The 25471-nt window shown below is 39.9% G+C and carries 22 protein-coding genes and 1 pseudogene; 8 read left to right on the plus strand and 15 right to left on the minus strand.

What is annotated here, in order from left to right; all coding sequences use genetic code 11:
- Positions 1–198 precede the first annotated feature (198 nt).
- A complete protein-coding gene (locus FTU83_RS01910; protein ID WP_180005218.1) occupies positions 199–1719 on the plus strand; it encodes an acetyl-CoA C-acetyltransferase in 1521 nt (506 codons plus the stop codon).
- A gap of 67 nt (positions 1720–1786) precedes the next feature.
- Here FTU83_RS01910 and FTU83_RS01915 read toward each other — a convergent pair.
- Positions 1787–2890: pseudogene (locus tag FTU83_RS01915) on the minus strand (OmpW family protein).
- Positions 2891–3094: 204 nt separating this feature from the next.
- Positions 3095–3520, minus strand: a complete 426-nt coding sequence (gene aceI / locus FTU83_RS01920; RefSeq protein WP_168377760.1) for a chlorhexidine efflux PACE transporter AceI — start codon at positions 3518–3520, stop codon at positions 3095–3097.
- A gap of 117 nt (positions 3521–3637) precedes the next feature.
- Between aceI and FTU83_RS01925 the strand changes: the two genes are divergently transcribed.
- The 4 genes from FTU83_RS01925 to FTU83_RS01940 all read left to right on the plus strand — a co-directional run bounded on the left by FTU83_RS01925 (position 3638) and on the right by FTU83_RS01940 (position 7757).
- Positions 3638–4528: a LysR family transcriptional regulator gene (locus FTU83_RS01925; RefSeq protein ID WP_180026433.1), complete on the plus strand. Its 891-nt coding sequence runs from the start codon at positions 3638–3640 to the stop codon at positions 4526–4528.
- An 89-nt stretch (positions 4529–4617) separates the two neighbouring features.
- Positions 4618–5607 carry a transaldolase gene (tal, locus tag FTU83_RS01930; protein ID WP_078191801.1) on the plus strand — a complete coding sequence of 330 codons (990 nt, stop codon included), beginning with the start codon at positions 4618–4620 and terminating at the stop codon, positions 5605–5607.
- A gap of 73 nt (positions 5608–5680) precedes the next feature.
- Complete coding sequence (leuE, locus tag FTU83_RS01935) at positions 5681–6331, plus strand: leucine efflux protein LeuE (RefSeq protein ID WP_180055164.1); 651 nt, start codon at positions 5681–5683, stop codon at positions 6329–6331.
- Positions 6332–6587: 256 nt separating this feature from the next.
- Entirely contained in the window at positions 6588–7757 is a 1170-nt protein-coding gene (locus FTU83_RS01940; protein WP_180105565.1) for a benzoate/H(+) symporter BenE family transporter, read from the plus strand.
- Positions 7758–8061: 304 nt separating this feature from the next.
- Here FTU83_RS01940 and FTU83_RS01945 read toward each other — a convergent pair whose 3' ends face one another.
- The 3 genes from FTU83_RS01945 to FTU83_RS01955 form a co-directional block, all read right to left on the minus strand.
- Positions 8062–8622, minus strand: coding sequence for a TetR/AcrR family transcriptional regulator (locus FTU83_RS01945; RefSeq protein ID WP_180055160.1), 561 nt, complete (start codon positions 8620–8622; stop codon positions 8062–8064).
- A gap of 1 nt (position 8623) precedes the next feature.
- A complete protein-coding gene (locus FTU83_RS01950) occupies positions 8624–8968 on the minus strand; it encodes an SMR family transporter (RefSeq protein WP_078188613.1) in 345 nt (114 codons plus the stop codon).
- Between the two features lie 81 nt (positions 8969–9049).
- Entirely contained in the window at positions 9050–10057 is a 1008-nt protein-coding gene (locus tag FTU83_RS01955; protein ID WP_180105566.1) for an alpha/beta hydrolase, read from the minus strand.
- A gap of 311 nt (positions 10058–10368) precedes the next feature.
- Between FTU83_RS01955 and FTU83_RS01960 the strand changes: the two genes are divergently transcribed.
- Both FTU83_RS01960 and FTU83_RS01965 read left to right on the plus strand, forming a co-directional pair.
- Entirely contained in the window at positions 10369–10812 is a 444-nt protein-coding gene (locus FTU83_RS01960) for a universal stress protein (protein ID WP_078191806.1), read from the plus strand.
- 141 nt (positions 10813–10953) lie between these two features.
- Positions 10954–11400, plus strand: a complete 447-nt coding sequence (locus FTU83_RS01965) for a universal stress protein (protein WP_078188616.1) — start codon at positions 10954–10956, stop codon at positions 11398–11400.
- A 49-nt stretch (positions 11401–11449) separates the two neighbouring features.
- Here FTU83_RS01965 and FTU83_RS01970 read toward each other — a convergent pair whose 3' ends face one another.
- The 5 genes from FTU83_RS01970 to FTU83_RS01990 form a co-directional block, all read right to left on the minus strand.
- Positions 11450–12478, minus strand: coding sequence for a DUF1311 domain-containing protein (locus tag FTU83_RS01970; RefSeq protein WP_180105567.1), 1029 nt, complete (start codon positions 12476–12478; stop codon positions 11450–11452).
- Between the two features lie 121 nt (positions 12479–12599).
- Positions 12600–14075, minus strand: a complete 1476-nt coding sequence (locus tag FTU83_RS01975) for an OmpA family protein (protein ID WP_180105568.1) — start codon at positions 14073–14075, stop codon at positions 12600–12602.
- 209 nt (positions 14076–14284) lie between these two features.
- Entirely contained in the window at positions 14285–15520 is a 1236-nt protein-coding gene (locus tag FTU83_RS01980) for a dihydroorotase (protein WP_180105569.1), read from the minus strand.
- Positions 15521–15529: 9 nt separating this feature from the next.
- A complete protein-coding gene (locus FTU83_RS01985) occupies positions 15530–16546 on the minus strand; it encodes an aspartate carbamoyltransferase catalytic subunit (RefSeq protein ID WP_180041141.1) in 1017 nt (338 codons plus the stop codon).
- 369 nt (positions 16547–16915) lie between these two features.
- Positions 16916–17272 carry a hypothetical protein gene (locus tag FTU83_RS01990; RefSeq protein WP_180026441.1) on the minus strand — a complete coding sequence of 119 codons (357 nt, stop codon included), beginning with the start codon at positions 17270–17272 and terminating at the stop codon, positions 16916–16918.
- Between the two features lie 221 nt (positions 17273–17493).
- Here FTU83_RS01990 and rlmKL point away from each other — a divergent pair, with 221 nt between their 5' ends.
- Complete coding sequence (gene rlmKL / locus FTU83_RS01995; RefSeq protein WP_111884254.1) at positions 17494–19698, plus strand: bifunctional 23S rRNA (guanine(2069)-N(7))-methyltransferase RlmK/23S rRNA (guanine(2445)-N(2))-methyltransferase RlmL; 2205 nt, start codon at positions 17494–17496, stop codon at positions 19696–19698.
- 41 nt (positions 19699–19739) lie between these two features.
- Here rlmKL and FTU83_RS02000 read toward each other — a convergent pair whose 3' ends face one another.
- The 5 genes from FTU83_RS02000 to FTU83_RS02020 all read right to left on the minus strand — a co-directional run bounded on the left by FTU83_RS02000 (position 19740) and on the right by FTU83_RS02020 (position 25381).
- Positions 19740–20207 (minus strand): hypothetical protein, encoded by a 468-nt coding sequence (locus FTU83_RS02000; RefSeq protein WP_180050577.1) that lies wholly within the window; start codon positions 20205–20207, stop codon positions 19740–19742.
- Between the two features lie 189 nt (positions 20208–20396).
- Positions 20397–21698, minus strand: a complete 1302-nt coding sequence (locus FTU83_RS02005; RefSeq protein ID WP_180063520.1) for a DUF945 family protein — start codon at positions 21696–21698, stop codon at positions 20397–20399.
- Between the two features lie 128 nt (positions 21699–21826).
- A complete protein-coding gene (locus FTU83_RS02010) occupies positions 21827–22993 on the minus strand; it encodes a GNAT family N-acetyltransferase (protein WP_180105570.1) in 1167 nt (388 codons plus the stop codon).
- 1 nt (position 22994) lies between these two features.
- A complete protein-coding gene (locus FTU83_RS02015; protein WP_180105571.1) occupies positions 22995–24545 on the minus strand; it encodes a GH3 auxin-responsive promoter family protein in 1551 nt (516 codons plus the stop codon).
- Positions 24545–25381, minus strand: coding sequence for a hypothetical protein (locus FTU83_RS02020; RefSeq protein WP_306669647.1), 837 nt, complete (start codon positions 25379–25381; stop codon positions 24545–24547). Before FTU83_RS02020 ends, FTU83_RS02015 begins: the two co-directional genes overlap by 1 nt.
- Positions 25382–25471 lie beyond the last annotated feature (90 nt).

The raw sequence follows: 25471 nt of genomic DNA on the forward strand, positions 1-25471 counted from the left end.
ATATCCCTTTAACTTCAAGATGATGTCAGATACTTATATTTCAATAGTTCCATCAGTTTCCATGGAATCATACTTGAGTTAAACCGCAGATGGCTTGACCTGAATGCTTTAGCGAATGTCATTTTAGTCAATTTACCCCTTTGGTGAATATGCTAATGTAGCCGTCAAGAAGATCATCAACATGCTTGGAAAAGCCTTATGAGCAAAACAACTCAAGAAAATCCAGCAGTCGAAAGTCCGACTACGGAAACTGTGTCAAATACATCAAAGAGTACGCCACGTAGCGCTAAAAGTACGGGCACAGCAACCAAGTCTACAAGTGATGCCGCTAAAACGAGCCGTCCTCGTCGTGCATCTACGCGCACTAAGACACCCGCTTCAAACCCTAAAACAGCTTCAAAATCAACAACTCAAACGTCTGTTCAACAGGATAATACCATGAGTCAAAACACAGTTCGCCGCGTTGCTATTATCGGTGGTAATCGTATTCCTTTCGCTCGTTCTAACGGCGCTTACTTCACTGCATCGAACAGCGATATGTTCACAGCTGCATTAAATGGTCTTGTTGAACGTTTCAACCTTCAAGGTCAACGCCTTGGTGAAGTTGTTGCTGGTGCCGTGTTAAAACATAGTCGTGACTTTAACATGACCCGTGAGTGTGTACTCAATACCGAACTTGCTCCTGAAACACCTGCTTACGATATTCAACAAGCATGTGGTACTGGTTTACAAGCAGCTTTCTTGGTTGCTAACAAAATCGCATTGGGTCAAATCGAAGTGGGTGTTGCTGGTGGTGTAGATACAACCTCTGATGCACCGATCGCTTTTGGTGATGGCTTACGTAAAGCTTTACTTGAATTGAATATTGCTAAAACAGGTAAAGACCGCCTAAAAGCATTAACTAAAATTAATGTTAAAGATTTGATGGATGCACCGAAGAACGGTGAACCACGTACAGGTCTTTCTATGGGTGACCATCAAGCAATTACAACGCTTGAATGGGGTATCTCTCGTGAAGCGCAAGATGAACTTGCTGCATCTTCACATCAAAAAATGGCAGCTGCATATGAAGAAGGTTTCTTCGATGACCTTATTACGCCATTCCTAGGTTTAGAACGTGACAACAACTTACGTGCAGACTCTTCTGTAGAAAAACTTGCGAAGTTAAAACCAGCGTTTGGTAAAGGCGATGCACGTACGATGACTGCGGGTAACTCGACTCCACTGACTGATGGTGCGTCATGTGTCCTTCTTGCCTCTGAAGAATGGGCAAAAGCAAACGGTCACGAAGTTCTTGCTTATTTAACTTTCCAAGAAACAGCGGCGGTTGACTTTGTCGAGAAAAAAGAAGGCTTATTGATGGCGCCTGCTTATGCAGTGCCTCGTATGCTTGAACGTGCAGGTATTACGCTACAAGATTTCGATTACTATGAAATTCATGAAGCATTTGCATCTCAAGTATTGTCTACACTGAAAGCATGGGAAGATCCTAAATTCTGTAAAGAACGTTTAGGCTTAGATGCACCATTGGGTTCAATTGATCGTTCTAAATTGAACGTGAAAGGTTCATCTCTTGCTGCAGGTCACCCATTTGCTGCAACTGGCGGTCGTATTATCGCAACTGCTGCAAAACTATTGAACCAAAAAGGTTCAGGCCGTGTACTTGTATCGATCTGTGCTGCGGGTGGTCAAGGCGTAACAGCGATTATTGAAAAATAATCCTTTATGCTTTAAAGCAAAAAACCGCTCTTATGAGCGGTTTTTTATTTCAGAGATTTCATAATTTTTAGAAACGATAACCGACACCTAAATAAGTAATGATGGGATCAATATCGATCTTTGTCGTTGCATGAATTAACTGTTCACCGGTCGTTTGGTTAATCACATCGATCTTGGTCTTATTATTTAACTTTGCATAAGACACTGAAGCTGCTGTAAACCAATTTGGGGTGAAGTCATAGGTAAAACCGAGTGTGACAATTGGAGCAATCGCATCATCCGCATCGACATCGACCACCATTTTACCTGATGATTCTTTACCGTCTAATGCAGCACCTGCAAGATTATCCTTAATATTTTGAATCATATGCCCTGCAGCAATTAAGTCAGATTCAATACCTTTATTGAGTTCAATATCATTAAAATACGCATACATAATCCCTGCACCTACATAAGGTCTGAATTTATTCACGCCCGATTTTCCAAATTGATACTGAGCTTGAAATGCTGGCGTCCAAGCACGCGCTGTTGCTGCTTTACTATAAGCATCCAGATTGGTAATTGGTACATCATAATCCAAAGGTAAACCGTCCGGAAACAGCAAACCAGCAAGACCTCCCGGCATTGCATTGCCAGATAAAGGTGCCGTAATCATCCCTTTCCCTTGAATATCCACTTTGGGAGGAATACCGCCAATCATCTGTAAGGATACGTTGTCATTGATATAATAATTGACCATCAAACCTAAAGTATCAACATCCTCTGCTTCTAGACCAGTGCCTCCTGCTGACCAATTTTCCAATCCATATAATGTCGATGTCCCTGCAATATCTGGTTTGATATTGCCTTTGCCATCTGTCATGAGTCCATTAATAAAACTATCTTCTAATAATGTTCCTAAAGTCTCCTTTAAATTTACTGTGTTATCACCGTCTTGAATCGTTGCATTTGGGTCAATTGCTTGTAAAAAACCCTCTTCACTAATGCTTCCAACTTTGGCCTGTGTCCCATTTGCCACAGAAGTATTAATGTTAAAAGGATTCGCCTTTCCTTACGGCATCACGTGTAACCAACCTGCAGATACAGAAAAGCGCTTAAAGTTACCATCTGCAAATGTAAATTGTGTAAGCCCAAGTAAAACAACAGGTGTGACAATTTTTATCAATTTCATATTCTAACTCCTTGTTTTGCATATTTTTTTAATTAATATATAAAAACATTCTTTGTTCTTATATTTAAAAGTTATGTAATTATTTTAACTTTTTATAGTTAGTTTATGTTTTTATATATTATTATTTGTTAAATATTGCACTATTTTGATGCAAAAAAGGCCTGTATTTATCAGTACAGGCCAATGTGATTTTCTTATTGAAATTTAACGATATTGTGGTTGGTAGCCCAAGTGCGCCTCGATCTGGTCATAGCACCATTGGAAAATAAATGTGTAGACTAAAATGCACATGGTCATACTAAAATCGAGCAAAATCGCCTGCCATAAGGTCATATGCATGGCATAAGCCACCATTGGGATGGTTGCAAGCATTAAGCCGCCCTCAAATCCAATCGCATGTAAAACACGTACACCAAAGGTTCTTTTTAACTTTCTTTTTGCTTCAAATTTTTCAAAATAATGATTAAAAATCATGTTCCAAATCACAGAAGTGACCGCCATCGCAATACCTAGCGTACCCGTTACTTCCATTGGAACTTTAAAAATAAAACTTAAAGCAATAGCAATGATCACCAATAGGATGATCTCATAGCTTAGCGCATGAATAATCCTTCTCTTGGAAATCGTCATTTTGAAACACTCTATTATTTGTAAAAAACTTATTTTATTTTTATATTATTGATTAATCGAGTTAGGTTCTTTCAATATTATTGAAAGGTTGTATTCCTTTATTTTTTCTGTATGCACATGAATATTAATCAAGAACAACTGATGATTTTTAAAACAGTCATGGAAACAGGATCATTTTCCGCAGCTGCCAGACAACTCGGCAAAGTACCTTCGGCTGTCAGCATGTCCATTGCGAATTTCGAAATTGATCTCAACCTTAAACTGTTTGAGCGCGTTGGTCGTGAGCCTGTGCCCACCACTCAAGCGCTTAACCTGTATGAAAAAACTGAACAATTATTGATAGAAATCAATCAGTGGAAACAGCATGCGATTGCGCTGAGTCATGGTTTAGAGTCTTCACTGAATATCGTGGTGGTATCAGAACTGCTTCATACGCAGTGGACCGACTATATCTCTTTGCTAGAAACTCATTTTCCATCTTTGCAAATCAATATTTTTTCTGCGCCTCAAGAAGATGCTCAAAAGATGTTATTACAGGGTCAAGCGCAGCTTGCTCTAATGTTTGAACGTGAACAGCTTGAGAGTTATGAACAATTTGTCGAATTGAAGCGTGAAGCATTGGTTCCTGTTGCAGCGACAAAACATGCCCTGTCTAAATTTAAGCAAGTCAGTTTTGAGCAAATTTTGCAAAGTCGGCAAATCGTGGTTGCAAGTCGTGATAAAAGCATCAAACCAGAATTGTTATTTTCCAAACACAGTTGGCGTACAGATAACCACCACTCTGCCTGTTCGATGATTATTCAAGGGCTGGGTTGGGGTGTGCTTCCATTAGAGATGTTTAATGAAAATCCGACGCTCAAAGATCAACTCAAAATCTTAAGCTTTCAAGATTTCACACCCAAATTTGAATATTTCGTCGACTTGGTCTGGAACCGTGAAAAACCACTCGGCTCGGCTGCTCATTTTTTGATTAATCACATCCGAAATTCACGAAAAACTACGATTTAGACCGCCTAATTGGGCGGTTTTTGGTTGGGTTCTAAACAGATTGTGTTATAAAAGTATGTACACCAAGAACATTAAGAACTAGATTTCAAATGACTCAAAATGCGTTAAACCAATTAAAAAGCCTAACAACGATTGTTGCTGACAGCAGTGATTTAGCTGCGATTAATACATTCCGTCCATTGGATGCGACTACAAATCCATCTTTAATTACAGCAGCGGCAAATCAACCTGAAAATAAAGAACTGATTGAAAGTGCTTTTGAACAAGCGCGTAAAGAAGGTTATCAAAACGATGAGCTGGTTGAGCGCACCATCGATATTCTTACGGTCAAATTTGGTGTTGAAATTTTAAAATTGATCGAAGGACGTGTATCTACAGAAGTCGATGCAGCCTTGTCTTATGATACTGATGCCACCATTGCAAAAGCTAAAGAGTTATTGGCTTTATATGCACAGTATGGTATCGATCAAAACCGTATCTTAATTAAAATTGCCTCAACATGGGAAGGCATTCAAGCCGCTAAAGCCCTTGAAGCTGAAGGCATTCACTGTAATCTGACGTTATTGTTTGGCTTACATCAAGCTCAAGCCTGTGCAGATGCTCAAGTCACGCTGATTTCGCCATTTGTTGGTCGTATTTTAGATTGGTACAAAAAAGCTGAAAATGTGGATAGCTACCCGATTGAGAAAGATCCGGGCGTGTTATCAGTGAAGCAGATTTACCACTACTACAAACAACATGACATCAAAACTGAGATTATGGGTGCTAGCTTCCGTAGTATTGATCAAGTGCTTGGTTTAGCAGGTTGTGATTTATTGACGGTTTCACCGAATTTATTGGCAGAACTGGAAAAAGATCAGCGTACCGTGGAAGTGCAATTGTCTAATCATCATGCGCATGCACACTGTCAACACGATGTACAAGTGCTCGACAAGCAAACTTTCAAAGCTGAAGTTGAAAAAGACTTAATGTCTTTCCAACTATTACAAGGCGGTATTGATGGTTTTATTAAAGCCCGTGAGCAATTAAGTAGCTTACTGCGTCAAACTTTTGGCTTAGATGCTGAAATAAAAGCATAAATTAGAAATTTTCAGTTTCATCTAGAACCGAAGTTGTATACTACAGCTTCGGTTTTTTATTTGAGTGTCTTCAGTGTTTGGAATCACAGACTTAACGACCTTTATTATTGGTACGATATTAATTGTGATTTTACCCGGTCCAAATTCACTTTATGTCATGTCTGTTGCTTCTCGCTATGGCATTAAGGTCGGCTATTTAGGCGCTTTTGGTGTCTATACTGGCGATTTAATCTTAATCTTACTCACCGCTCTGGGGGCTGCATCCTTACTTCACGCCTTCCCTTGGTTATTCTTATTATTAAAAATTGTCGGTGCGCTGTATTTAAGTTATCTAGGTATCAAACTTTTCAAGGCTGCCTACCAAACATGGAATGCCGTTCAAATGCCAGAACAACTCGACACCAAGCAACTGAGTTTGAGCGAACTGAAACCGTTTAAGACTGCATTAACCATCAGTATTTTAAACCCTAAAGCCATTCTTTTTTACTTATCGTTCTTTGTGCAATTCGTTGATCCTACGTATCCATATCCTGCGATTACATTTACCGTACTCGCGATCGTATTGCAAATTATCAGTATGAGCTATTTAACGATTTTGATCTTTTCGGGTGCAAAACTGGCTACCTATTTTAGCCATCGCTATAAATTTACGGCATGCTGCGTGGCAGCGGTTGGTCTTCTATTTTGTGGATTTGGTCTAAAACTTGCGACATCTACGTTGTAAATGACATGTGAGACATAGTTCAATTTTTTAAATTATAAAAATTTACAATGCTTTTAAATTTTGAATGGATGAAACATCCACAATCTAGGCTGTCGGTTCGTACTATTAAAGTGCCGTTTGTTAAAGTGTCATTTGTGAATAAATAAAGTATTTCCATAATATCTCGATGAGCACTTTTACTGTACAGGACTTGAGCGTATCATCCTGAAAAATGTCATCTTAAATCTGCGCCAAAAATAGTCATAGCTCGATCATTATGCAAAAACTACTACAAGACTTCTCCATTCCAGCTGCTTTTGCAGGTTTTATTACGTTCTTAGTCGGGATCAGTGTCTCGGCTGTTTTGGTGATCCAATCTGCACAAATGCTCAGTGCCAACACTGCAGAAATAACCTCTTGGTTTTGGGCTCTAGGTTTGGGTATCGGCTTAAGCGGGTTGATTCTGTCTTGGAAATTTAAATATCCCGTTGCGACTTCATGGTCCACTGCGGGACTGGCACTGATTTTAGCGACTGCAAATGGTTACAGCATGAATGCCGCTCTAGGCGCATTCTTGGTCTGTGGCCTATTAACAGCAGTACTCGGATTTTTAGGCATTTTTGAAAAAATACTGCGCTATATCCCACAAAGTCTAACCAGTGCAATGTTGGCGGGCGTACTCCTTAAATTTGGTATTGAGCTATTTATCAGTTTACAAAATGAATGGGCATTCGTTCTTGGTTTACTCGCGGCTTATGTCCTCAGTAAACGACTGTTACCACGATATAGCATTGTCATTACGGTGATCATTGGCATCATGCTTTGTCCATTATTACTTGGCTTTCAATTACCGGCGCTTAATTTAGAACTCGCACAGCCAGTTTGGGTCACACCTGAATTTTCGATCTCAGCAATACTGGGTTTAGCGCTACCACTCTTTGTAATCAATATGGCCTCTCAGTATTTACCGGGTTTAGCCATGATTAAAAGTTATGGCTATCAACCCCACGTTAATCAACTGATCGGTTGGACTGGGACAGCCCAAACGCTACTCGCGCCATTTGGATGTTTTAGTGTCAATATTGCTGCGATTAGTGCCGCCATCAGTCTAGATGACCAAGCCCACCCCGATGAGAAAAAGCGCTATATTGCAGGTATGACCTGTGGCTTTTTTTATATTTTGATGGGCCTGTTTGCAGCCACTTTGGTGAGTTTCTTAACCGCTTTCCCATTGGTGTTTATTACCGCTTTAGCAGGCATTGCCCTACTCGGCACTATTGGACACAACATCGTCATTGCTTTCCAAGAAGCTAGTGAACGTGAAGCCGCTCTGCTCACCTTCTTGTTTAGTGCATCCGGCGTACAGTTTTTTGGTATTGGCTCTGCATTTTGGGGTTTGGTCTTTGGTTTAGTCGTGCATGCTATTTTCAAATATAAAAGAAATTAAGCCCTCAGTTAAATAATTTGCTTCAAATAAAGAATGATACGCGGTAACGTCATCCGCATGTGTTTGAGATTGGACTATTTCTAATCAAAAATGTTTTTGCGGTGAGGAGCAATGCTCCGCAAAATGGTTTCCTTACGTAGCACGCTTCTCATTTTGCCGAATGAGAAACAACATTTCAAGAGTACCTCCAGCCGAAGGTTAATCCCTTTATTCAATCCCTAGATGTAAGACTCTGTCGAATAGACTTAAAAATCATTTTAAAAATGCGTAATTACTTTTACGTATGTAAAATCAGTTATTTAATCTATTTCGCTCGATACGTTCTGGCGATCAGTTCTTGTTTTAATAATTGGGTTTCACTTTCATCTTCCACTTCTGTAAAAGCGGTGAGCCAAATACCATCAGCTGCATAACGAACAATTTTGAGTTCTATATCTAAATCGGTCTGATGATGTCGCTCTAAACGTGAGTTCATCCATTCAATCCAATATTCATTAAAAGTTTTATCAGTCAGCATGGTCATCGAAATCGCAGACCATGACTGTTGCAAACCCATGATTTGTTTTTCTAAAGTAATTTCAATATAGGCTCGGGTAAAACGACCGTATGGCTCAGGGTCTTCGTCAATTAATCGGTCAACGACCTCGTCTAATTGAGCCAAAAGCATCACAATCATGGACTCTAAGAGCTTTTGCTTATTTGAAAAATGATGAAATACACCACCTTTTGTAACCCCAACTAAATCCGCAACGGCTTGAATCGACACCCCGTTGACACCTTTATCTGCAGCAAGACGGATTGCATGCTGCAAAATACTTTGGCGTATCAGTTGAGGCTCTTTCTTGCGCTGATGCGGATTATCCATATTAATGTCCAGCTGAAGTTGAAAACAGGTTGATCACGACCACACCTGAAACAATCAGGCCTATCCCTAACATGGCTGGGAGGTCTAAACTTTGACGAAAGATAAAGTAGCCAATTAGTGCGGTTAAAACAATACCAACGCCTGCCCAAATGGCATAAGCAATACCAAGTGGTATGACTTTAATCACCTGAGACAATAAATAAAATGCCAAACAGAATAAAACTGCGACAGCCAATGAAGGCGCAAGTTTGGTAAAGCCTTCTGACTTCACCAAAAATGTCGAACCAATTACTTCTGAGATAATCGCCAATGACAGTAAGCCATACGCCAATGTTACCGAATTCATTATTCATTCCAAAACAAACATACCAACTGGTAGGTATGTTATTAAGTTAGAGATTATTCTGCAAGCATTTTAAGTCTGTTTTTAATTTTTAACGGACTGTACGTGTTGTTGCAAAAATTCTAAAGTGCGATCAAAGGTCTGCTGGCTAGCCTTTTTACTCATCATAAATTGATATTCATGTACCAAATATTCTTTCGAATCTGGATAAAATACCGCCGTCACAGGTACATTATTTGCCTTCAATTTTTCTACAAAAGGCTCAGATTGCGTTTTGGTTAAAAAATCTTTATTGCCACCGCTGATAAATACAGGCGGATAATTTGCATTAATATTTGAGGCCGTTGAAATACGCGTTAAAAACTCGGCATCATCTTTTTTGTCTCCGGTATACGCCTGAACTAAGTTATAGACGCCCCACTCGATCAGTCCAATCTCTGCGGGTGCAGTATTTACAAAGCTGTTTAAATCATAAATACCACAATGTAAAATCAGCCCTTTAAGCTGTGAAGGCTTTAATACAGGTTGAATCTTTGACGCTTTCGCAAAATCTGGATTCGTAACCAAGGCGGCATAATGACTGGCCATATTTGCACCTGCAGAATCCCCTGCCAAATACATATTTTGCGAATCAATGCCATATTGTGCTGCATGTAGATTCAAAAACGTCAGTGCTGCATCTATTTGGTTGAGCTGTGTGGGATAAATGGCGTCAGGTGCAAACTGATATTGAACAGAAACCACATTATAGCCTTGGGCTGCGAGCCGTTTAAAATATCCCCCTGCATGTTCTTTTGAGCCAGAGACCCAACCGCCCCCGTGGATCCAAACAATTGTTGGTCTGGGTGCAATAACCGTACTTGTTTCAGGTTGATAGATATCCAAGCTTAAATTTGGATTTTGTAGATATTGAATATTTGACTGCACAATAACATTGTCAGGTGCATGTAGGTTGATAAAGGTCTTTTGGACTTGTGTCGATAAGTTAAATGCACCTGCAATCACTTTGGTACTGCTTTGCGTGTTTTGACAACCAGACAAATGCAACACTGAACACATGCTGAGTACAACCAACCCTACTTTATATGACATATCTAACTATCCAATCGCATCAATTTTGTTATAAATCTAAGATTTAAAACTGTATATAGTTTAGGCTTATTTTTATAAAGTTCATATTGATCTTTTAGGCTCAAAATCCGAGAAAATTAGTCGATTTTATTTTAATATTTTTTGAGCAAAGTCCGAGTTTTTCGCTCAGATTTATTTGACGACTTATCGACATTAATTTATGTAATTTTATGAATTTACAATATTTTTTAGATTAATAAATTGAACCATTCACGACAATGTGTTATCAATAATCTATAGGGTTTAAAAGCAAAATTACAGGAGATTGTTCCATGTCATATCAAAACATTTTAGTACCTGTCGATGGTTCAGAAATCTCGTTTTCTGCAGTTAAAAAAGCTGCAATTATTGCCAAGGCGTTTAACAGCCAACTCACTTTAATCAGCCTTGTTGCTGAAGACCCATTTACCGATGCAGACTTCTATTATTCTTCATCAATCATGAAAGAATATTTCGTACAAGCTTATGCAAATGCAGAATCCGCATTGAAAGAAGCTGTGCAAATTACAACTGAAGTGGGTGTAGAAGCACAAAGTAAGATTATTAAAGGTCAAGTTTCTGCTGAAGGTGTCGTAGAAGCAGCCAATGAAGTCAAAGCCGATTTGATTGTGATGGGTTCACATGGTCGTAAAGGCTTTAAGAAAATGCTACTCGGCAGCTTCGCACAAGATGTACTCAGTAATACTGAATTACCTGTGTTGGTTGTAAAAGCTTAAGATGACTAAGCCCACATCATGTGGGCTTTTTTCTATTCAGCACACCCTTCACCCATAGGCTTACCCTTTTGTCTAATTCATACAATATCGTGAATAGAGCAAGATTAGATTGATAACATTTAAAATATTAAGGAAGCAGATATGAGTCAATATCAACAAATTTTAGTCCCTGTGGATGAATCTCCAATTTCATATTCTGCTGTTGAACATGCCCTCAGCTTGGCTAAAAGTCAAAATGCACAAGTGACCATTGTCAGTGTTGTTGCTGTTGATCCATTCGTTGGTGTCGATTTCTATGCTGTTGCACCTGCAATCACTGAATATTTTATGCAAGCTGAAAAAAGTGCTCAGCTGCGTTTAGAAGATATCAAACAAACCTTTGTACGTGATGGTATCGAAGTTAAAACCCGTTTGATTCATGGTGTATCGCCAACCGAAGGGATTTTACAAGTGGCTGATGAAATCTCTGCAGACTTAATCATCATGGGTTCGCATGGACGCACAGGTTTAAAAAAAGCCATGCTGGGTAGCGTAGCACAAAATATTTTAACGCAGTGCCCAATTCCTGTTTTGATCATCAAGCAATAAACTAAGATTCAAAAAAAAGCCCTTCATTGAGGGCTTTTCTTCTTTTAGATCAATTAAACACGTTATTTAAATACACAATTCGTTCTGTAGTTTTCTGATTAAAACATTTGGTATATTGCAACTCTTGATTTTGCGTATTCATCGCATCATCCCAGTATTGCGAATGCTTTTGATAAGTCTCTTTTTCACTTTCATTTAATGAATAAACACTTTTTTGTGCAAGCACTTTACAGTCGATATCACGCTTTTCAAACCAGTCTGCTTGATCTTGCTGTAACTGCGCCTTTTGTTCATCACTAAAACGATCCCAAGTCTGATTGAGACGGTCCACCACTTTGCCATTATCCTGATCTAGCTCTTTCTTACGAATATCCATTGCCTTTTGTGCAAGGCTCATTTGTTGAGATTGACTCTCCATCCCTTGCTGATAGGATTCTTCGTTTCGCTTATTTTGAGCACTATATGCCGCATATAGCACCGCATGACGTGTCACTGTTACAACGCTATCAATTACGTCATTTTGACTTGGGACACTTAAACTTAAACCATCTTTGTCCGTTTTAGTGATGCTATAGCTAAAGTTCCCTTTAAGCTGATCATTGTCCATGCTTAAGCCTGACTCACCATCTTCGAGTGAATCATTCAAAGTATAATTACCACGTTCTTCACAGCCTTCATCACATGGTCGTTCAGCAAAGGCGTTTTCAGCACGCTTTTGTAATCCTTTCGGGAAAACCACCAACAATTGACTGCTACATTCCAATGTTTTGGCTTTATTAGGGTCTTCAGTTAAAGTCGTGACATTTTGAATGTTAAATTTTAGATTTTTTACAATCAGATCCATGAGTTGCTGATCGGCTTCATAATCTGACTGACGTATTTCTTTGTTTAATTCTTTGAGATATTCTTTTTTTAAATGATCTTGCAATTGGTCAATATTGGCTTGTGCAGTACAACTCCAATCTTCCAAAGCAGGCGCTTCCGTTTTGGCTTCTGTATCTTTTTTATTTTTAAAATTATCACAGCCGGATATTAATGCCGCAGACAACATGAGGCTCGTGATGACTATTTTTTTCATTGTATAAGTACCATTATGATTTTATTCTTCGGGCGTATTTTACTCAAAATTACAGCGCTTTGACGAGAAAAATCCCCGCATGTGCAGGGATTTTTTATATATCATCTCATTTAGTATGGTTTTAATTGGTCTTTTCAGCCACGCCTTCACTGGTAACATCTCGTACTTTGCCATTCTCAGTATTTAAAACTTCAAACTCAATACGACGGTTTTTGAATTGACCTTCTTTGGTGCTGTTTTCTGCTACCGGTTTTTCTTGACCATAACCCACCGCTTGAAGCTGTGCAGGATCAACGCCTTTCGACACCAAGTAATCCACCACAGCTTGTGCACGCTCTTGCGATAACGCTTTATTCGCTTCCGCATTACCCACAGCATCGGTATGACCTTGTACAGTCAGATGTACCTGTGTAGCGCGCTGCATTAACGCTGCCGCCTGATCCAAAATCGATTTATTCACATCAGGAATATCAGATGAACCAGTCGCAAAATTAATAATTTGTAAGTTCAGCGCAGTCGCAACATCTAGAGCACGAACTTGTTCAGGGTTAATGCTCGCTAATGCTTTTTGCGCATCAGTAATACTGTTATCTACTGCTGTTTGTTCACTCACACCTTCTTGAACCAATACTGTCATATTTTTTGCTAAAGGTTTAATTTGATTGGCAAGGTTTTGAGCATCTGCAGGATTTTGCGACAAAATTGATAACTGATTTTCTGTCCAGGTCAAAGTGGTATTTGGCACACCTTTTAGTTTTTGCAGAACCGTTGGAATGGTATCTTGATCAATAAATTGAGTATGGTAACTGGCATCAGATGTTGCACCACAGCCCGTATTAAAGTTAAAGATCTGTTTGACTTGTTGCTGCAAAATTTCAAGATAGTTTGAATCACCTGTTTGAATTTGACAGTTGGTTAACTGCCCATCCGCACCAGTGCTAAATTGCAAATGTGCTGGCTGAGAAGCTGCAGGCTGTGCAACCGTTGTTGCAGAGGTGGTTGGTTCTTGTTTATTGGTACAAGACTTAAACCAAAATGCGATCAGACCCAATAATATAAGCAGCGCAATAATCGGCAATAACCAATTCGAGCGTTTTTCTTCAACGATAACAGGCGTTGGTTCAACGGCAGGCGCTTGGTGTAATGTACGACCGGCTGCTGTATTGATCCCTAAACCTGCGAGTAAAGGCACTGCCCATTGTGGCAGTGCAGCCAAAATGCTATCTGCATGATTATCGAGTAAATGCGTGATTGCGACGGGATCAGATGAACCCGCTTCATTTTCAAGTACCCCTAAAGTTGGGGCAATCGTGTGGTTCAAGGTCTGCTCTATTTCTGACGCTGGTGCTGCACCGCCACCCAGATGTTGCAGAAATTGATCTTTTAATGTGGGATTCGCTGAGAAAATATCACCAATGCGGGGATTTAACTGTTTTTGGAACGCATCAATAAATTCAGGTTTGGATCGAAAAATATTCAACAGGACTGGAACAAACTGGCTAATGGCTGAATTTTTTTCAGTTAAGTGTTGTGTATCACCGTCCAGCACAATCGAGGAGACGTGCTGCTTAATCAGCGCTAATAAGTCTATATTCATATTTGTACTCCATGCAGTTGTCATTATTTTCATGTGTACTTCAGTTTATATGCTTATTTTTTGATCAAATGTAATAATTTGTTCGGACTTGTCAACGCTTTAATTTCTTCTTTTATTTTCAATCTTCACTAAAAAAGCCAGCCGAAGCTGACTTTTTAATGTCTAATCAAAATTCTGAGAATCAACAAATTTCCATGTTGAGCGTGCGCTTAAACGGCATAAAAAGCGTGAACTACTTTACCTTTTACCGTTTGCTGAATTAATGGTGTGTTCTTACCATTTGACACAATCGCGTCTTTATTAATGGTCCACTCAAGCTCTGGATCAACAAGCACCCAACCCGCTTCATCTGCCCAACGTTGTTGCATATTGGCTACTTTAGCAGGTGCGAGTGTGACTTTCTCAACCCATTCCAGTGGGCTTAATAGGCCTTCTTGAATCAGTTGAATACCAAAAGGCACATAAGTATCAAATGCGGTAAAACCGGGCTGTGTTTCAGCAAATGGCGCCATTTTCGCAGAGCTGCTCAGCGGCTCATGATGCGTACAAATTGCATCAATCACACCGTCTTTCACTGCTTGGCGGAGCAAGTCTTTATCTTGCTCAGAACGCAGCGGCGGACGAACATGTGCAAGTGAGTTAAAGCCATCAATCAACTGATCAGTTAAATGTAATTGGTGCATGGCTACATCGCAAGTCACAGGCAAGCCTTTCGCTTTAGCATGTTTAATTAATTCGACAGATGCGCCTGATGACAACAGACCAAAGTGCGCACGCACTTTAGTAGCTTCAATCATCAATAAATATTTTGCAATGGCTACGGTTTCCGCTAATGCAGGGATCATCGGTAAACCTTGACGAGATGCGACAAAGCCTTCATGCACACAACCATCTTTGGCAATTTGCGGTTCTTCGGCATAGAACACAACGGTCATGTTCAGACCCGCTGCATATTCCAAAGTACGAATCACCACATCATCGTCCATAAATGGCGCATTGGCATTCGATACTGCTGTACAGCCGCCTTTTTTCAAACCTGCCATATTCGCCGGCTGCTTGCCTAACAAGCCTTGAGTTTGCGCACCAATCACCTGCAGATAAATGCCGCCGTCTAGCATGGCTTTTTCCACCAGGCCATGAATCAATGCGCCATTGTCCTGCACAATCGGTTTTGAGTCAGGCGGGGTAAACACATGCAAAATACCATTCGCACGTGCAGCCTTACCTTCTGACTTTAAAGTGCCGTGCTGCTGCTGACCCGGCTCTCGTAAACGCGCGCAAAGGTCAACCATACTTGGCATCAGCCATTTGCCTTGACCATCAATGGTTTCAGCGGCATTGCTTTCGGCAACCAATCGGCCATTTTCAATATAAACCGTCTGTACGCTGTCAGTTTGATTAATTGGATCTAAGACACGTACATTTTCAACTTTAACAATACTCATGACTATCCCTTAAACCGCAATCGCTTCAATTAAACCTTTTTCTTGCAACTGACCTTGCATTGCCAAAGCCAGTACCGCCATACGCACCGCAATACCATTGGTCACCTGATGTAAAATCACTGACTGAGTGCCATCGGCAATACTCGAGTCAATTTCAACACCACGGTTCATTGGTCCCGGATGCATCACAATGCAGTCAGGTTTTGCCAAAGCCAAGCGCTCTTTATTCAAACCGTACATTTTGTAGAATTCAGCTTGAGATGACAGCGCAGGAGAATCAATACGTTCGTTTTGAATACGTAAAGTAATAATCACGTCGCAGTCTTGAATGCCGTCTTCCATATTGTTGAACAGACGAATGCCTTCGCCATAATCATCAAAACCGTAAGGCAGCAAAGTATTTGGCGCAATGACACGAATATCTTTACAGCCCAATGTTTGCAATGCAGCGACATCTGAACGGGCAACACGCGAATGCTTAATATCGCCAATAATGGCAATGGAAATGTCTTCAAAATTCTTTTTGGTTTCACGGCGAATCGTCAACATATCCAACATGGCTTGCGTAGGATGCGCATGACGGCCATCGCCTGCATTGATGATTGCCACATGCGGACAAACATCTTTGGCAATAAAGTGCGGCGCGCCTGACGATGAATGACGAACCACAAAAATGTCGGTCGCCATCGCTTCTAAATTCCACAAGGTATCACGCAGTGTCTCGCCTTTTGATGTACTTGAACGCGCAATATCAATGTTCAATACGTTTGCAGACAGACGTTTTGCTGCCGCTTCAAAAGTGGTACGGGTACGTGTTGAATTTTCAAAAAACAGGTTCATTACCGTACGGCCTTCTAAAAGGTTGTTGGTAATCAGCTGATTTTGGTCATTAAAAAAGGACTGCGCAGTGTCCAATATTTTTGTGAGAGTTTCTTTAGAAAGGCCTTCGATGGTGAGGAAATGTTTTAAGTTACCATCTTGGTTGAGTTGAATCTGGCTCGGTGTATGCAATGCCGCCAAGTGCATGAGAGATTCCTTATCGTTAAGTTAACGCATTATACAGAGAATCTTGGCAAATGGCAGTTGAAGTTTTCAACGTTCAATGCAAACGCATGATGTTATTCAAAATGAATTTTCAAATTCCTATCTATCATTTCAATTAGATAAATTAAACGTTTTAATTTAAACTTCACCTTTCCCCTTTCAAAAAGCCTTCAAACAGGACTTCTATCTGTCCTTATTTTTGATTGAATTGAATACTTTCAAACAGATAAAGTTCAGCTATAAACAGCCGCCTTCTGCGCAGTTAAATAACTTGTGAAATAAAGAAAGAGAGTTGATACGTCAGGCTGCGTGCAGCAGGAAATTTATGCTGCTGCTCACAGCGGGATTGAATTAACGCAATGCGCCAATATAACGATGTGCAACCTGTGCTTTACAGATGTCTTCCGCAGTCGGTTCGCTCATTAATATTTCTGCCGTTTCAGGCTGTACTGAACTGTCCGTCAATTCCTCTGCTTCAGAAACGGCAGCTTCATGCAAATTCAACTCGCTGTAAAGCCGCGCAACCAAACGAGATAATTCAGGATCGGCCGTTTCCAGAGCCAAGTTAGAAACAAAGCGTGCGTATTCGACATTCTCAACCACATATAATGCGTCAATAACCCGACCTGACACACGACGTAAACGCGCGTAAATTAAAGTGGCGATTGAAAATGCGTTTGATTGACTATTGATTGCCAGCCCTGTCATAAATACCCCTAATGATATCAATATTATAAAGATCGAAATTTGATCAGGGTTATAGCAATTTTTGTACCATTAAGTGATATTTCTCACAATGTACACAGAATAAATTTGATAAAGTCATTCAAATCTACCGATATTTCTCCCGTTTCAGCGCAATATCGTCCGCCCAAATCCACGAAAATACGTTAAAATATGCGATTGCTTTTTTGCCTTTGGAAATTTACATGAATTCGAAACCGCGTCTTTCTACATATTGGGTTACCTGTGCAGATGGACTGGAAACCTTACTCCGCGAGGAAATTGAAGGTTTAGGTGTTCAAAATATTGAACAATTCCCGGGTCGTCTTGTATTCAAAGGCACACTTGAAGATGCATACCGTATTTGCATGTGGTCACGTTTGGCTTCTCGTGTACTCACCCCGATTCATACACATGAATTAGAGTTCACGCATGATGCACGTGATGTAGCGGAAGAGCTCTATGAAGGTGCAATAAACTTTGACTGGTCACTTATTTTTGCACCACAAAGTACATTTGCTGTTCGTTTACACATCGAACGTGACATTAAAGTCAATTCTCAGTTCGCAACTTTACGTGTCAAAGATGGTGTGGTCGATTCCTTTATGGAAGCTGTGGGCAAACGTCCTAGCATTGACATTAAGCAACCTGAAATTACGTTGTATGTATTAGCTGGCAAAACTGAACATACTTATTGCTTAGATTTATCAGGTGATTCTCTGCATAAACGCGGCTACCGTCGCTACATGACAGATGCACCGATTAAAGAAAACTTAGCGGCTGCTATCTTACAGAAAGCAAAACTTAAACAACATCAACCCGATATTATCTTGGACCCAATGTGTGGTTCAGGGACCTTTATCATTGAATCTTTAATGATTTTGACTGACCGCGCACCAGGCCTTGTTCGTCGTTTTGGTTTTAATGGTTGGAATGGTCATGACCATGAACTTTGGATGTCAATTAAAGGCGAAGCGGCTGAGCGTCATAAAGCTGCACTTGAAAATCCTCTCCCACAATTCTATGCATTTGATGCAGACTGGGAAGCGGTAAAAGCGACCAAACAAAATATTATTGCTGCAGGTTTCGAATCTGTACTTGATCAAATTAAAATTGAAGAACGTACACTTGCAGACTGGCCAGAATTCCAAGCAACAGGTAAGAAAAGCTTTGTTGTCACTAATCCTCCATACGGCGAGCGTTTAGGTGATAAAGCCTCTAACCGCGCACTGTATTTAGGTCTATCGGCATTATTACAAAAGAACTTCCCAAATCAGCCTGCTGCGATTATTGCAGCACAAGTTGAACAGGCCGATGTCCTTGCCTTTAATGATCCGCAAATTTTGCGTTTGATGAATGGTAAGCTCCCAATTTACGTCCGTTTTGGTACAGTCAAACCTGCAGCAGTTCAAAAGCCTTTCCTCGAGCATTGGGAACCTCAACAATTTGAAAAAATTGAAGGTGCAGAAGACTTTACTAACCGTCTGCAAAAAAACATGCAGAATCTTAAAAAATGGGCAGTTAAAGAAAATATTTTCTGCTTACGTTTATATGATGCCGATTTACCAGACTTTAATGTCGCAGTAGATTTGTATGGTGATCGTTTACACGTACAAGAATACGCACCACCGAAAAAAATTGACCCTGAGAAAGCCAAAAAACGCTTTAACTTAGCACTGCAAGCGATTCGTGCAGTGACAGGCTTAGGTCGTGATGCGATTTTCATTAAAACACGTGCCCGCCAAGAAGGTAAAAATCAGTACACCAAACAAAGTACTGCGTCTAAACGTTTTATCGTTCAAGAAGGCAAAGCAAAGATTTTGGTGAACCTAACAGACTACCTCGATACAGGTTTGTTCCTTGACCATCGTCAAATGCGTCTACGTATTGCCAAAGAAGCCAAAGGTAAACACTTCCTGAACTTATATAGCTATACCTCTACAGCGAGCTTACATGCAGCGCTTGGCGGTGCAGCAAGTACGACCAGTGTCGATTTGTCAAATACCTACCTAAACTGGTCTAAAGAGAACTTTGTACTGAATGGTTTGACAGTAGATCATGCAGATGAACAACATCAGTTCTTCTCTAGCGACTGTTTTGAATGGTTGAAAGAAGGTCACGAGCAATATGACCTGATCTTTATTGACCCACCAACATTCTCTAACTCTAAAAAGTTCTATGGTACGTTTGATGTCCAACGCGACCATATGTCTTTGCTTAAACGTGCCATGAACCGTTTAACCACTGACGGAACGCTTTACTTCTCAAACAACTACCGTGGTTTTGAGATGGACGATGTGATCATGGCAATGTTTGACGTTGAAGAAATCAGCAATGAAACCATTGGCCTAGACTTTAAACGTAATACCAAAATTCACCGTGCATGGAAAATCACTCATCCACAAATCTAAGGTTTGACTTTAGAAATTCCTGATCTATGAAATGAAGCACGTCAGTGCTTCATTTCAACCACGACTCCATCTGGATACGTTACTCGAATATTTTCATGTCGCTCTTGCAGCACAATACGGTTAATCGGTGCAACTTCAGGAGATTGTATTAACCCGACCTGATCCGCTGCCCTTTTCTTTTGAAGCAAATAATCACTCATGGTTGAGCCTTCAAGCTGGGTCTCCTGAATGATCTTATTATTACGATTAGATTTATGATTTGAATTGTTCTGCTGCTCTTCTTTGGGTTTAGCTGCTTCACTCTCAATAATATCTAAGGTTTCTTCACTAAATTGTTTTTTACCTTGCGTTTCATTCGACAAACGTTGATCTGAAATTGAAGTACCCGCAAAAACTGTAGACTGAACAGCGATCAGAAAAATGCTACTAATAAGACTGTGTTTTACCCAAGAACATTTAGGCATGGATGAATGAACAAGTTTCCGTCTAAAAAAATAATCGTGTGACATGGTGTCTTTCCTATTGTTGTTTTCATTGGCTAGTTGCCCATTGACGCTAGCAACTTTTCAACTGTTCAACAATGGCTAGGCCGCTGTGTTCCGATAAACTGAAAATCATAATTCTGTAGCCAAAAATACAAAACCGCCAATCTATGACGGTTTTATATTTTTTAAACTTAACTACTCACTACTGGTTGCTTATTTCTTTTGTATGGCTTGACCAAAAAGCTTTTGACCGAACTTATATTGCATACTCATGACCATGTTATCGCCATCGCGCTTGCCTTGCCCTGATGTTTCAAAACCAGCAAACATGGCTTCAGCTTCCTGTCCTGACAAACTTTTGCCCTGTAATTGCAAAAAGTTATTCATGATTGCAGTCATCATATTTTTATCAAAACTTAAGTCTGCTTGAAAATCCAGTAAGCTCGGCACCATTTTAATAAAAGACTCCATTGAGGCATGGTGACCCGGCATGACTTTCCCCACGACATTTGCAGAGGCTTTACCTCCACCAATACTGATCGAGTTATCTTTAGACTCAAAATCAAAACCTTGGCTTGCGATAGCTAAGAAAGCTTGAGTCATTTCTTCACTTGATTCACTCACTGCATCGCATGAATTTTCCACCTGATGCAAAAGTTCACTAAATGCACGAACTTTATCTAGATTGACTTTATGTAATGCCAAATTTAGTGCGAAATCTTTGGTGACTGGTGAACCTGGGAAATCCATCTCATCAGCTTTTAAGTAGCCTTCAAAGTCCACATCATGTTTATTTAGTTCGGTCTCCCAACGCAGTTGCATACCACGCATGCCGCCTGAGAACTTTTGATCTAAACGTTTGATAGAACCCGCTTGGATTTCAACAAAGCCATTTTCAAGATTTTTCTGATTTAGACCTTGATTGGTCTTCATCGAAAAATTTTGCACCATGGTTTGCATTGGACCTTCACTCAACCGAACCACAGGTAAATGGATTGAAAGCTCAGATACCTTAGTGACTTGCCCCGGTAAACTACTGATCCGAATTTGCAATTGGCTGGCATCAGCTTGTACCGTTGCACCTTGTGCAGTCGTTTTAAATGCAGGAATCTGTAGATCTGTTTTACTTTGACCAATCCAATTGACCAACGTTTTTGCCGTTAAGTCCGTGCCAAAAAGCTTGGCATATTCGGACGTACTTTGTTGTTGAACAATCTTAAAGTTCGAGTTGATGTTATAACCTTTCAACCCACGTTGAATCTGATCGGTACCCTTCAATACGATCACTTCTTTGGGTTTACACGGGTCTGTTTTCAGCGTTAATACCCAATCGACCGTTCCGCCCATCAAGCCCATTTGATAATTGCTGTACTTCACATCAACATCTTGTACAGCTGCTGACCAATTATTCTGTGTATAAAATTGGGCAAGAGATTTATCTGCATATAAATTTCCTCCCACCACAGCTGCTGAAAGCACCGCTAAACTGCCAATTCCCCACATCAATTTTGACATGTCTTTCTCATTCTGATTATTCTTTGCGCAGTATACTGAAGAACTCAGTTACATAAGTACACAATTAGAATGATATTAAATGATTGATTTGGCAGTTTTAATTGATTTTTTGATGGCTATCACTTCAACTATATACGCCCAGCTTCAAAATAACTTATACGTTTACGATCAAAAGCTGCATATGGATTGCCTTTAAAACTATGAAAATAGTGCTTGGCTTTTAACACGTGAGAGGTGGTATTTTTCATCCATCCTATACGTGGGTCCTTCTCTGCCAAAGTGATGCAATAGGTTTCTTTGCCACGTCGCTTGGTCTGTTGCTTGGCATGAAAAACCAAACTTGCAAATACATCCAGATGTTCAGGATGACATAGTGGACTATGCAACATTAAATAATCAAAAGTTCCCTGAATTTTTGGCAGTGATAACACACCACGCACACTCGCGTAGGCATTATAAAAAGGCTTCATCAACTTTAATGGACGCGAATAGTCGATTACGCGGGTTTGTTTAAAACTCTTTTGATTCCATAATCCGTAGAGTCCAACCAACAGATTGTGCTGATCATAAATCAAATAAAAATCGTCCAGATTTAAGCCTGCCCAAAATGGATTTTGACCATCAACCAAAGCATTAAAATCATAGCTAGGTAAAAAATTATAATGGTCTTTCATTTTTAAAATGAAATCATTTGCTTCATCTACACGTTCAGCAGTCAGCGTTTTAAATTGATATTGATTGAAAGCTTTTGGTTTCACTGCTTGTGAAACAGTAAAGGTTCGGATTTCGTCATAAAAATATGGCAACGGAAAACCTGATCTTTCATGATGTAAAATACTAGCTGCGACAATATTGGCGTTTAAAACTACACTTTCAAAAATCGTATCTTGGGGGATTTCATCATGGACATAGTCCATTAATAAGCGCATGACTTTAGCACCACGATACGCTGGATTCATTCTTAAATCGGCGACATAACGCATCAGGTCAGGCTGACCATTGATATAACAATAACGCCATCCCAAATTCATCATCGCAATTACAATAGTTGGATCATCCACAGGGACAACCACTTTTAAATCTGGTCGATTATACTGTGCATGGCTAGCAGCCAAATAACTCGGGTGACGTTCATAAGATAAGGTAATGCCATTACTTGGCACAGTCTCAGCACTAATTTTCATTAGTTGCTCATCATCTTCTACATTCGCATTTCGAACCGCAAACTTAGTCTCGTTCTTTGAATGATATAGCACCGTTTCGTCGAACGGTGCATCTAACACATCGATATCCATCTCAATACTCAATTATTTTTGTTTTCATTTTCTTAAGCGGTTCAGGCTTAATATTCCCTTCAATCATGCCATTGTTCATGGCTAATGTTTTGTAGTAGTCCCATGCATCTTGTACATGAACTACTTCAGGTTCATCCAACTGCCCTAGATCGCGTGCCAATTCATAATGAAAATTATGTTTAAGCAAACGGTCTAGTGTTTGAGCGGATGGTTGTTTGTCTACATTGCCTTCACTGAGTAAAATATAGTGCGGTTTTTTAACCGAACATTGTTCAATACCCAAGATACTAATCGGCAAATAATCCGCTTGTTTAAACTCTGCAAGCACTTTAACTGCAGCATTGTGGTCGAGCTTTTCTCCAACCAAATCAACCGTCATTTTACGACCTAAAAACTTGAAGCATGGCACTTGCTGATAAAAGTCTGTGACTTCTAATTCATCATCAATCACATAACGAATTAATCCTGAACCTGTCGTGATCACAGGACTAACGATATCGCCTATTTTTAGTTGCCAAGATGGCACCACTTTTTGGCTGTCCTGCAAAATAAATTCATAAAAATGTGACTGATAACTTAAGGTAAAACGCTCTGCAAATGGAATCGTCACTACGCCTTCAGTTGCCCATAAACCTTTACCTTCAAATGCCACACCTGCAATTCGTTGCTGGAGTTGTACTGCCCACTGCTCTGCGCTCGCTGTATCCCAACTCGAAACCAGACTGAGTTTAGGCCACAGTTTTTTCCACGCCGTTGCTTGGGTCAAATCCAAGTCTTGTAAACGATAGCATTGTTGACAAGATTTAGGAACTTGCAGAAAACTCAAACCCTCACGTTGCCATTGTCCAGTTTTCAAGACCTGCACAATTTCAGCTTGATGTTCTTGAATGATATCCAACAATTGCAAAGCAAATGTAGGACTCCATACCGAAATCATGCCTAAATGCTTATCTGCAACGAGATACACCGCGGTTGCAAACATGGCATCTTCGGCTGAATTTGCCATCGCAATTTCAGTCGGTACCGATTGAGTAATTTTACTCAACACTCGCTTCGACAGATTAAGCAGCGCACTGTCATCATTTAAATTACTATTTTCTAAAAGCTTTCGCTGGCTTTCAGGCAACCATGAAACCGACCAATAATGCGTTGAATTTTTAAGTTGTGGGTGTGTCAGATATAAATTAGTCAGCCATAAACCAATAGCCTCATCCAGTTCATCTAAAAAAGCCTGAGTATAGGGAATGAATTTAATTGCTTCACTCGACCCACTGGTCGGTTGAAACCGTACAATTTTTTCAGGCCCCAAACTATTTTTGCCACTTTGTCTGGATTGTTCAATTTGGCTTTTCCAATTGCTATAACGAGAAAGCGGATACTTTTTGGCAAATTGCTCATAGCTTAAATTTTGCGAAATGTGCTGCTTTAAAAAATGGCTTAATTTTTTACGTTGCACATTTTCTAGCTGATTTGCCTGCTGTGTATAGCGTTGAAACGCTTTGCGGCAGGCAATATTCAAAACTTGATGTGCAGTGGTGAGAAGCAATCCCATTAGGCCACCTTCGAGTCAGAACCTATCGCAATATGTAATGTACGTGATTTATAACGTAACTTGCTATCATGTTTGCTCACACTGGTGGTCTTGGTTAAGAATCGATTCACATAACGGTATAAATCGCTCCAGCGTAATTCACCAATGCACGGAAGTTCTGTTCCATCGACCCAAGTTGGGTTCTTATCTTCAAAGAAAGCTATCTTGGTATTATTTTCGCGCATTTCATGGGTGATGGGCGCAACATCTGCTTTGAGTGGTTGATAGTCTTCGCCAAAATTCAGCAGACCCGTTTCGTGGTTATAATATTCTGAGAAGTATTCTTTACAGTACGATTCAACAAAGTCTTTGAGATGAGCATTTTTCTCACCATAGTGTGGATAGTAGCTGTAGTAGTTATTGGCTAAGAGCAGATAAGTTTTAAAGCCTTTAGAGATTAAAATCCAATATATAGGTGTTCTTGGATGACGAAATTTAAAACTAATAATATAACGGAACATTGCTCTAGTTAATGCACGATTTCCCCAATACTCTTTCTCAATAATGGTATCTCCACTGAAAAAAGCATGTCGGGCTTTACCATCAACAACAAAGTCACGTTCCATAACCGTCGAAAATCCGACAATTTGATTATTTTTCGGTTCAATAATAAAAAAAACACCGGTTTTTTCTAAGAAGTCGCGTTCAAAAATTTCATAACGGGTATTGGCATAATACTTTTGATAAATACCATACATGCGTTTGAGTTCTTGAACAGTGATGTCACCAGTAGGTTTATATAAACTATAAGGTTCTTTTTTGATCTGCCTAAGCAGTTTAAATTCCATCATAATCATAATTCCCTGTTGCCATTCATTCATGATGAACGAGCGATATTGTTTTTGTTTTACAGAACACAGTCATCTCGTTGGATGTGTGCGGACGTC

The sequence above is a fragment of the Acinetobacter sp. YH12152 genome, assembly GCF_013418285.1.
In the GTDB taxonomy this organism is placed as follows: Bacteria; Pseudomonadota; Gammaproteobacteria; order Pseudomonadales; family Moraxellaceae; genus Acinetobacter; species Acinetobacter amyesii.

Coding starts and splice junctions, on each gene's coding strand:
- FTU83_RS01910 (WP_180005218.1), top strand. CDS start 199: ATGAGCAAAACAACTCAAGAAAATCCAGCAGTCGAAAGTCCGACTACG.
- aceI (WP_168377760.1), bottom strand. CDS start 3,520: ATGACGATTTCCAAGAGAAGGATTATTCATGCGCTAAGCTATGAGATC.
- FTU83_RS01925 (WP_180026433.1), top strand. CDS start 3,638: ATGAATATTAATCAAGAACAACTGATGATTTTTAAAACAGTCATGGAA.
- tal (WP_078191801.1), top strand. CDS start 4,618: ATGACTCAAAATGCGTTAAACCAATTAAAAAGCCTAACAACGATTGTT.
- FTU83_RS01940 (WP_180105565.1), top strand. CDS start 6,588: ATGCAAAAACTACTACAAGACTTCTCCATTCCAGCTGCTTTTGCAGGT.
- FTU83_RS01945 (WP_180055160.1), bottom strand. CDS start 8,622: ATGGATAATCCGCATCAGCGCAAGAAAGAGCCTCAACTGATACGCCAA.
- FTU83_RS01950 (WP_078188613.1), bottom strand. CDS start 8,968: ATGAATTCGGTAACATTGGCGTATGGCTTACTGTCATTGGCGATTATC.
- FTU83_RS01955 (WP_180105566.1), bottom strand. CDS start 10,057: ATGTCATATAAAGTAGGGTTGGTTGTACTCAGCATGTGTTCAGTGTTG.
- FTU83_RS01960 (WP_078191806.1), top strand. CDS start 10,369: ATGTCATATCAAAACATTTTAGTACCTGTCGATGGTTCAGAAATCTCG.
- FTU83_RS01965 (WP_078188616.1), top strand. CDS start 10,954: ATGAGTCAATATCAACAAATTTTAGTCCCTGTGGATGAATCTCCAATT.
- FTU83_RS01970 (WP_180105567.1), bottom strand. CDS start 12,478: ATGAAAAAAATAGTCATCACGAGCCTCATGTTGTCTGCGGCATTAATA.
- FTU83_RS01975 (WP_180105568.1), bottom strand. CDS start 14,075: ATGAATATAGACTTATTAGCGCTGATTAAGCAGCACGTCTCCTCGATT.
- FTU83_RS01980 (WP_180105569.1), bottom strand. CDS start 15,520: ATGAGTATTGTTAAAGTTGAAAATGTACGTGTCTTAGATCCAATTAAT.
- FTU83_RS01985 (WP_180041141.1), bottom strand. CDS start 16,546: ATGCACTTGGCGGCATTGCATACACCGAGCCAGATTCAACTCAACCAA.
- FTU83_RS01990 (WP_180026441.1), bottom strand. CDS start 17,272: ATGACAGGGCTGGCAATCAATAGTCAATCAAACGCATTTTCAATCGCC.
- rlmKL (WP_111884254.1), top strand. CDS start 17,494: ATGAATTCGAAACCGCGTCTTTCTACATATTGGGTTACCTGTGCAGAT.
- FTU83_RS02000 (WP_180050577.1), bottom strand. CDS start 20,207: ATGTCACACGATTATTTTTTTAGACGGAAACTTGTTCATTCATCCATG.
- FTU83_RS02005 (WP_180063520.1), bottom strand. CDS start 21,698: ATGTCAAAATTGATGTGGGGAATTGGCAGTTTAGCGGTGCTTTCAGCA.
- FTU83_RS02010 (WP_180105570.1), bottom strand. CDS start 22,993: ATGGATATCGATGTGTTAGATGCACCGTTCGACGAAACGGTGCTATAT.
- FTU83_RS02015 (WP_180105571.1), bottom strand. CDS start 24,545: ATGGGATTGCTTCTCACCACTGCACATCAAGTTTTGAATATTGCCTGC.
- FTU83_RS02020 (WP_306669647.1), bottom strand. CDS start 25,381: ATGATTATGATGGAATTTAAACTGCTTAGGCAGATCAAAAAAGAACCT.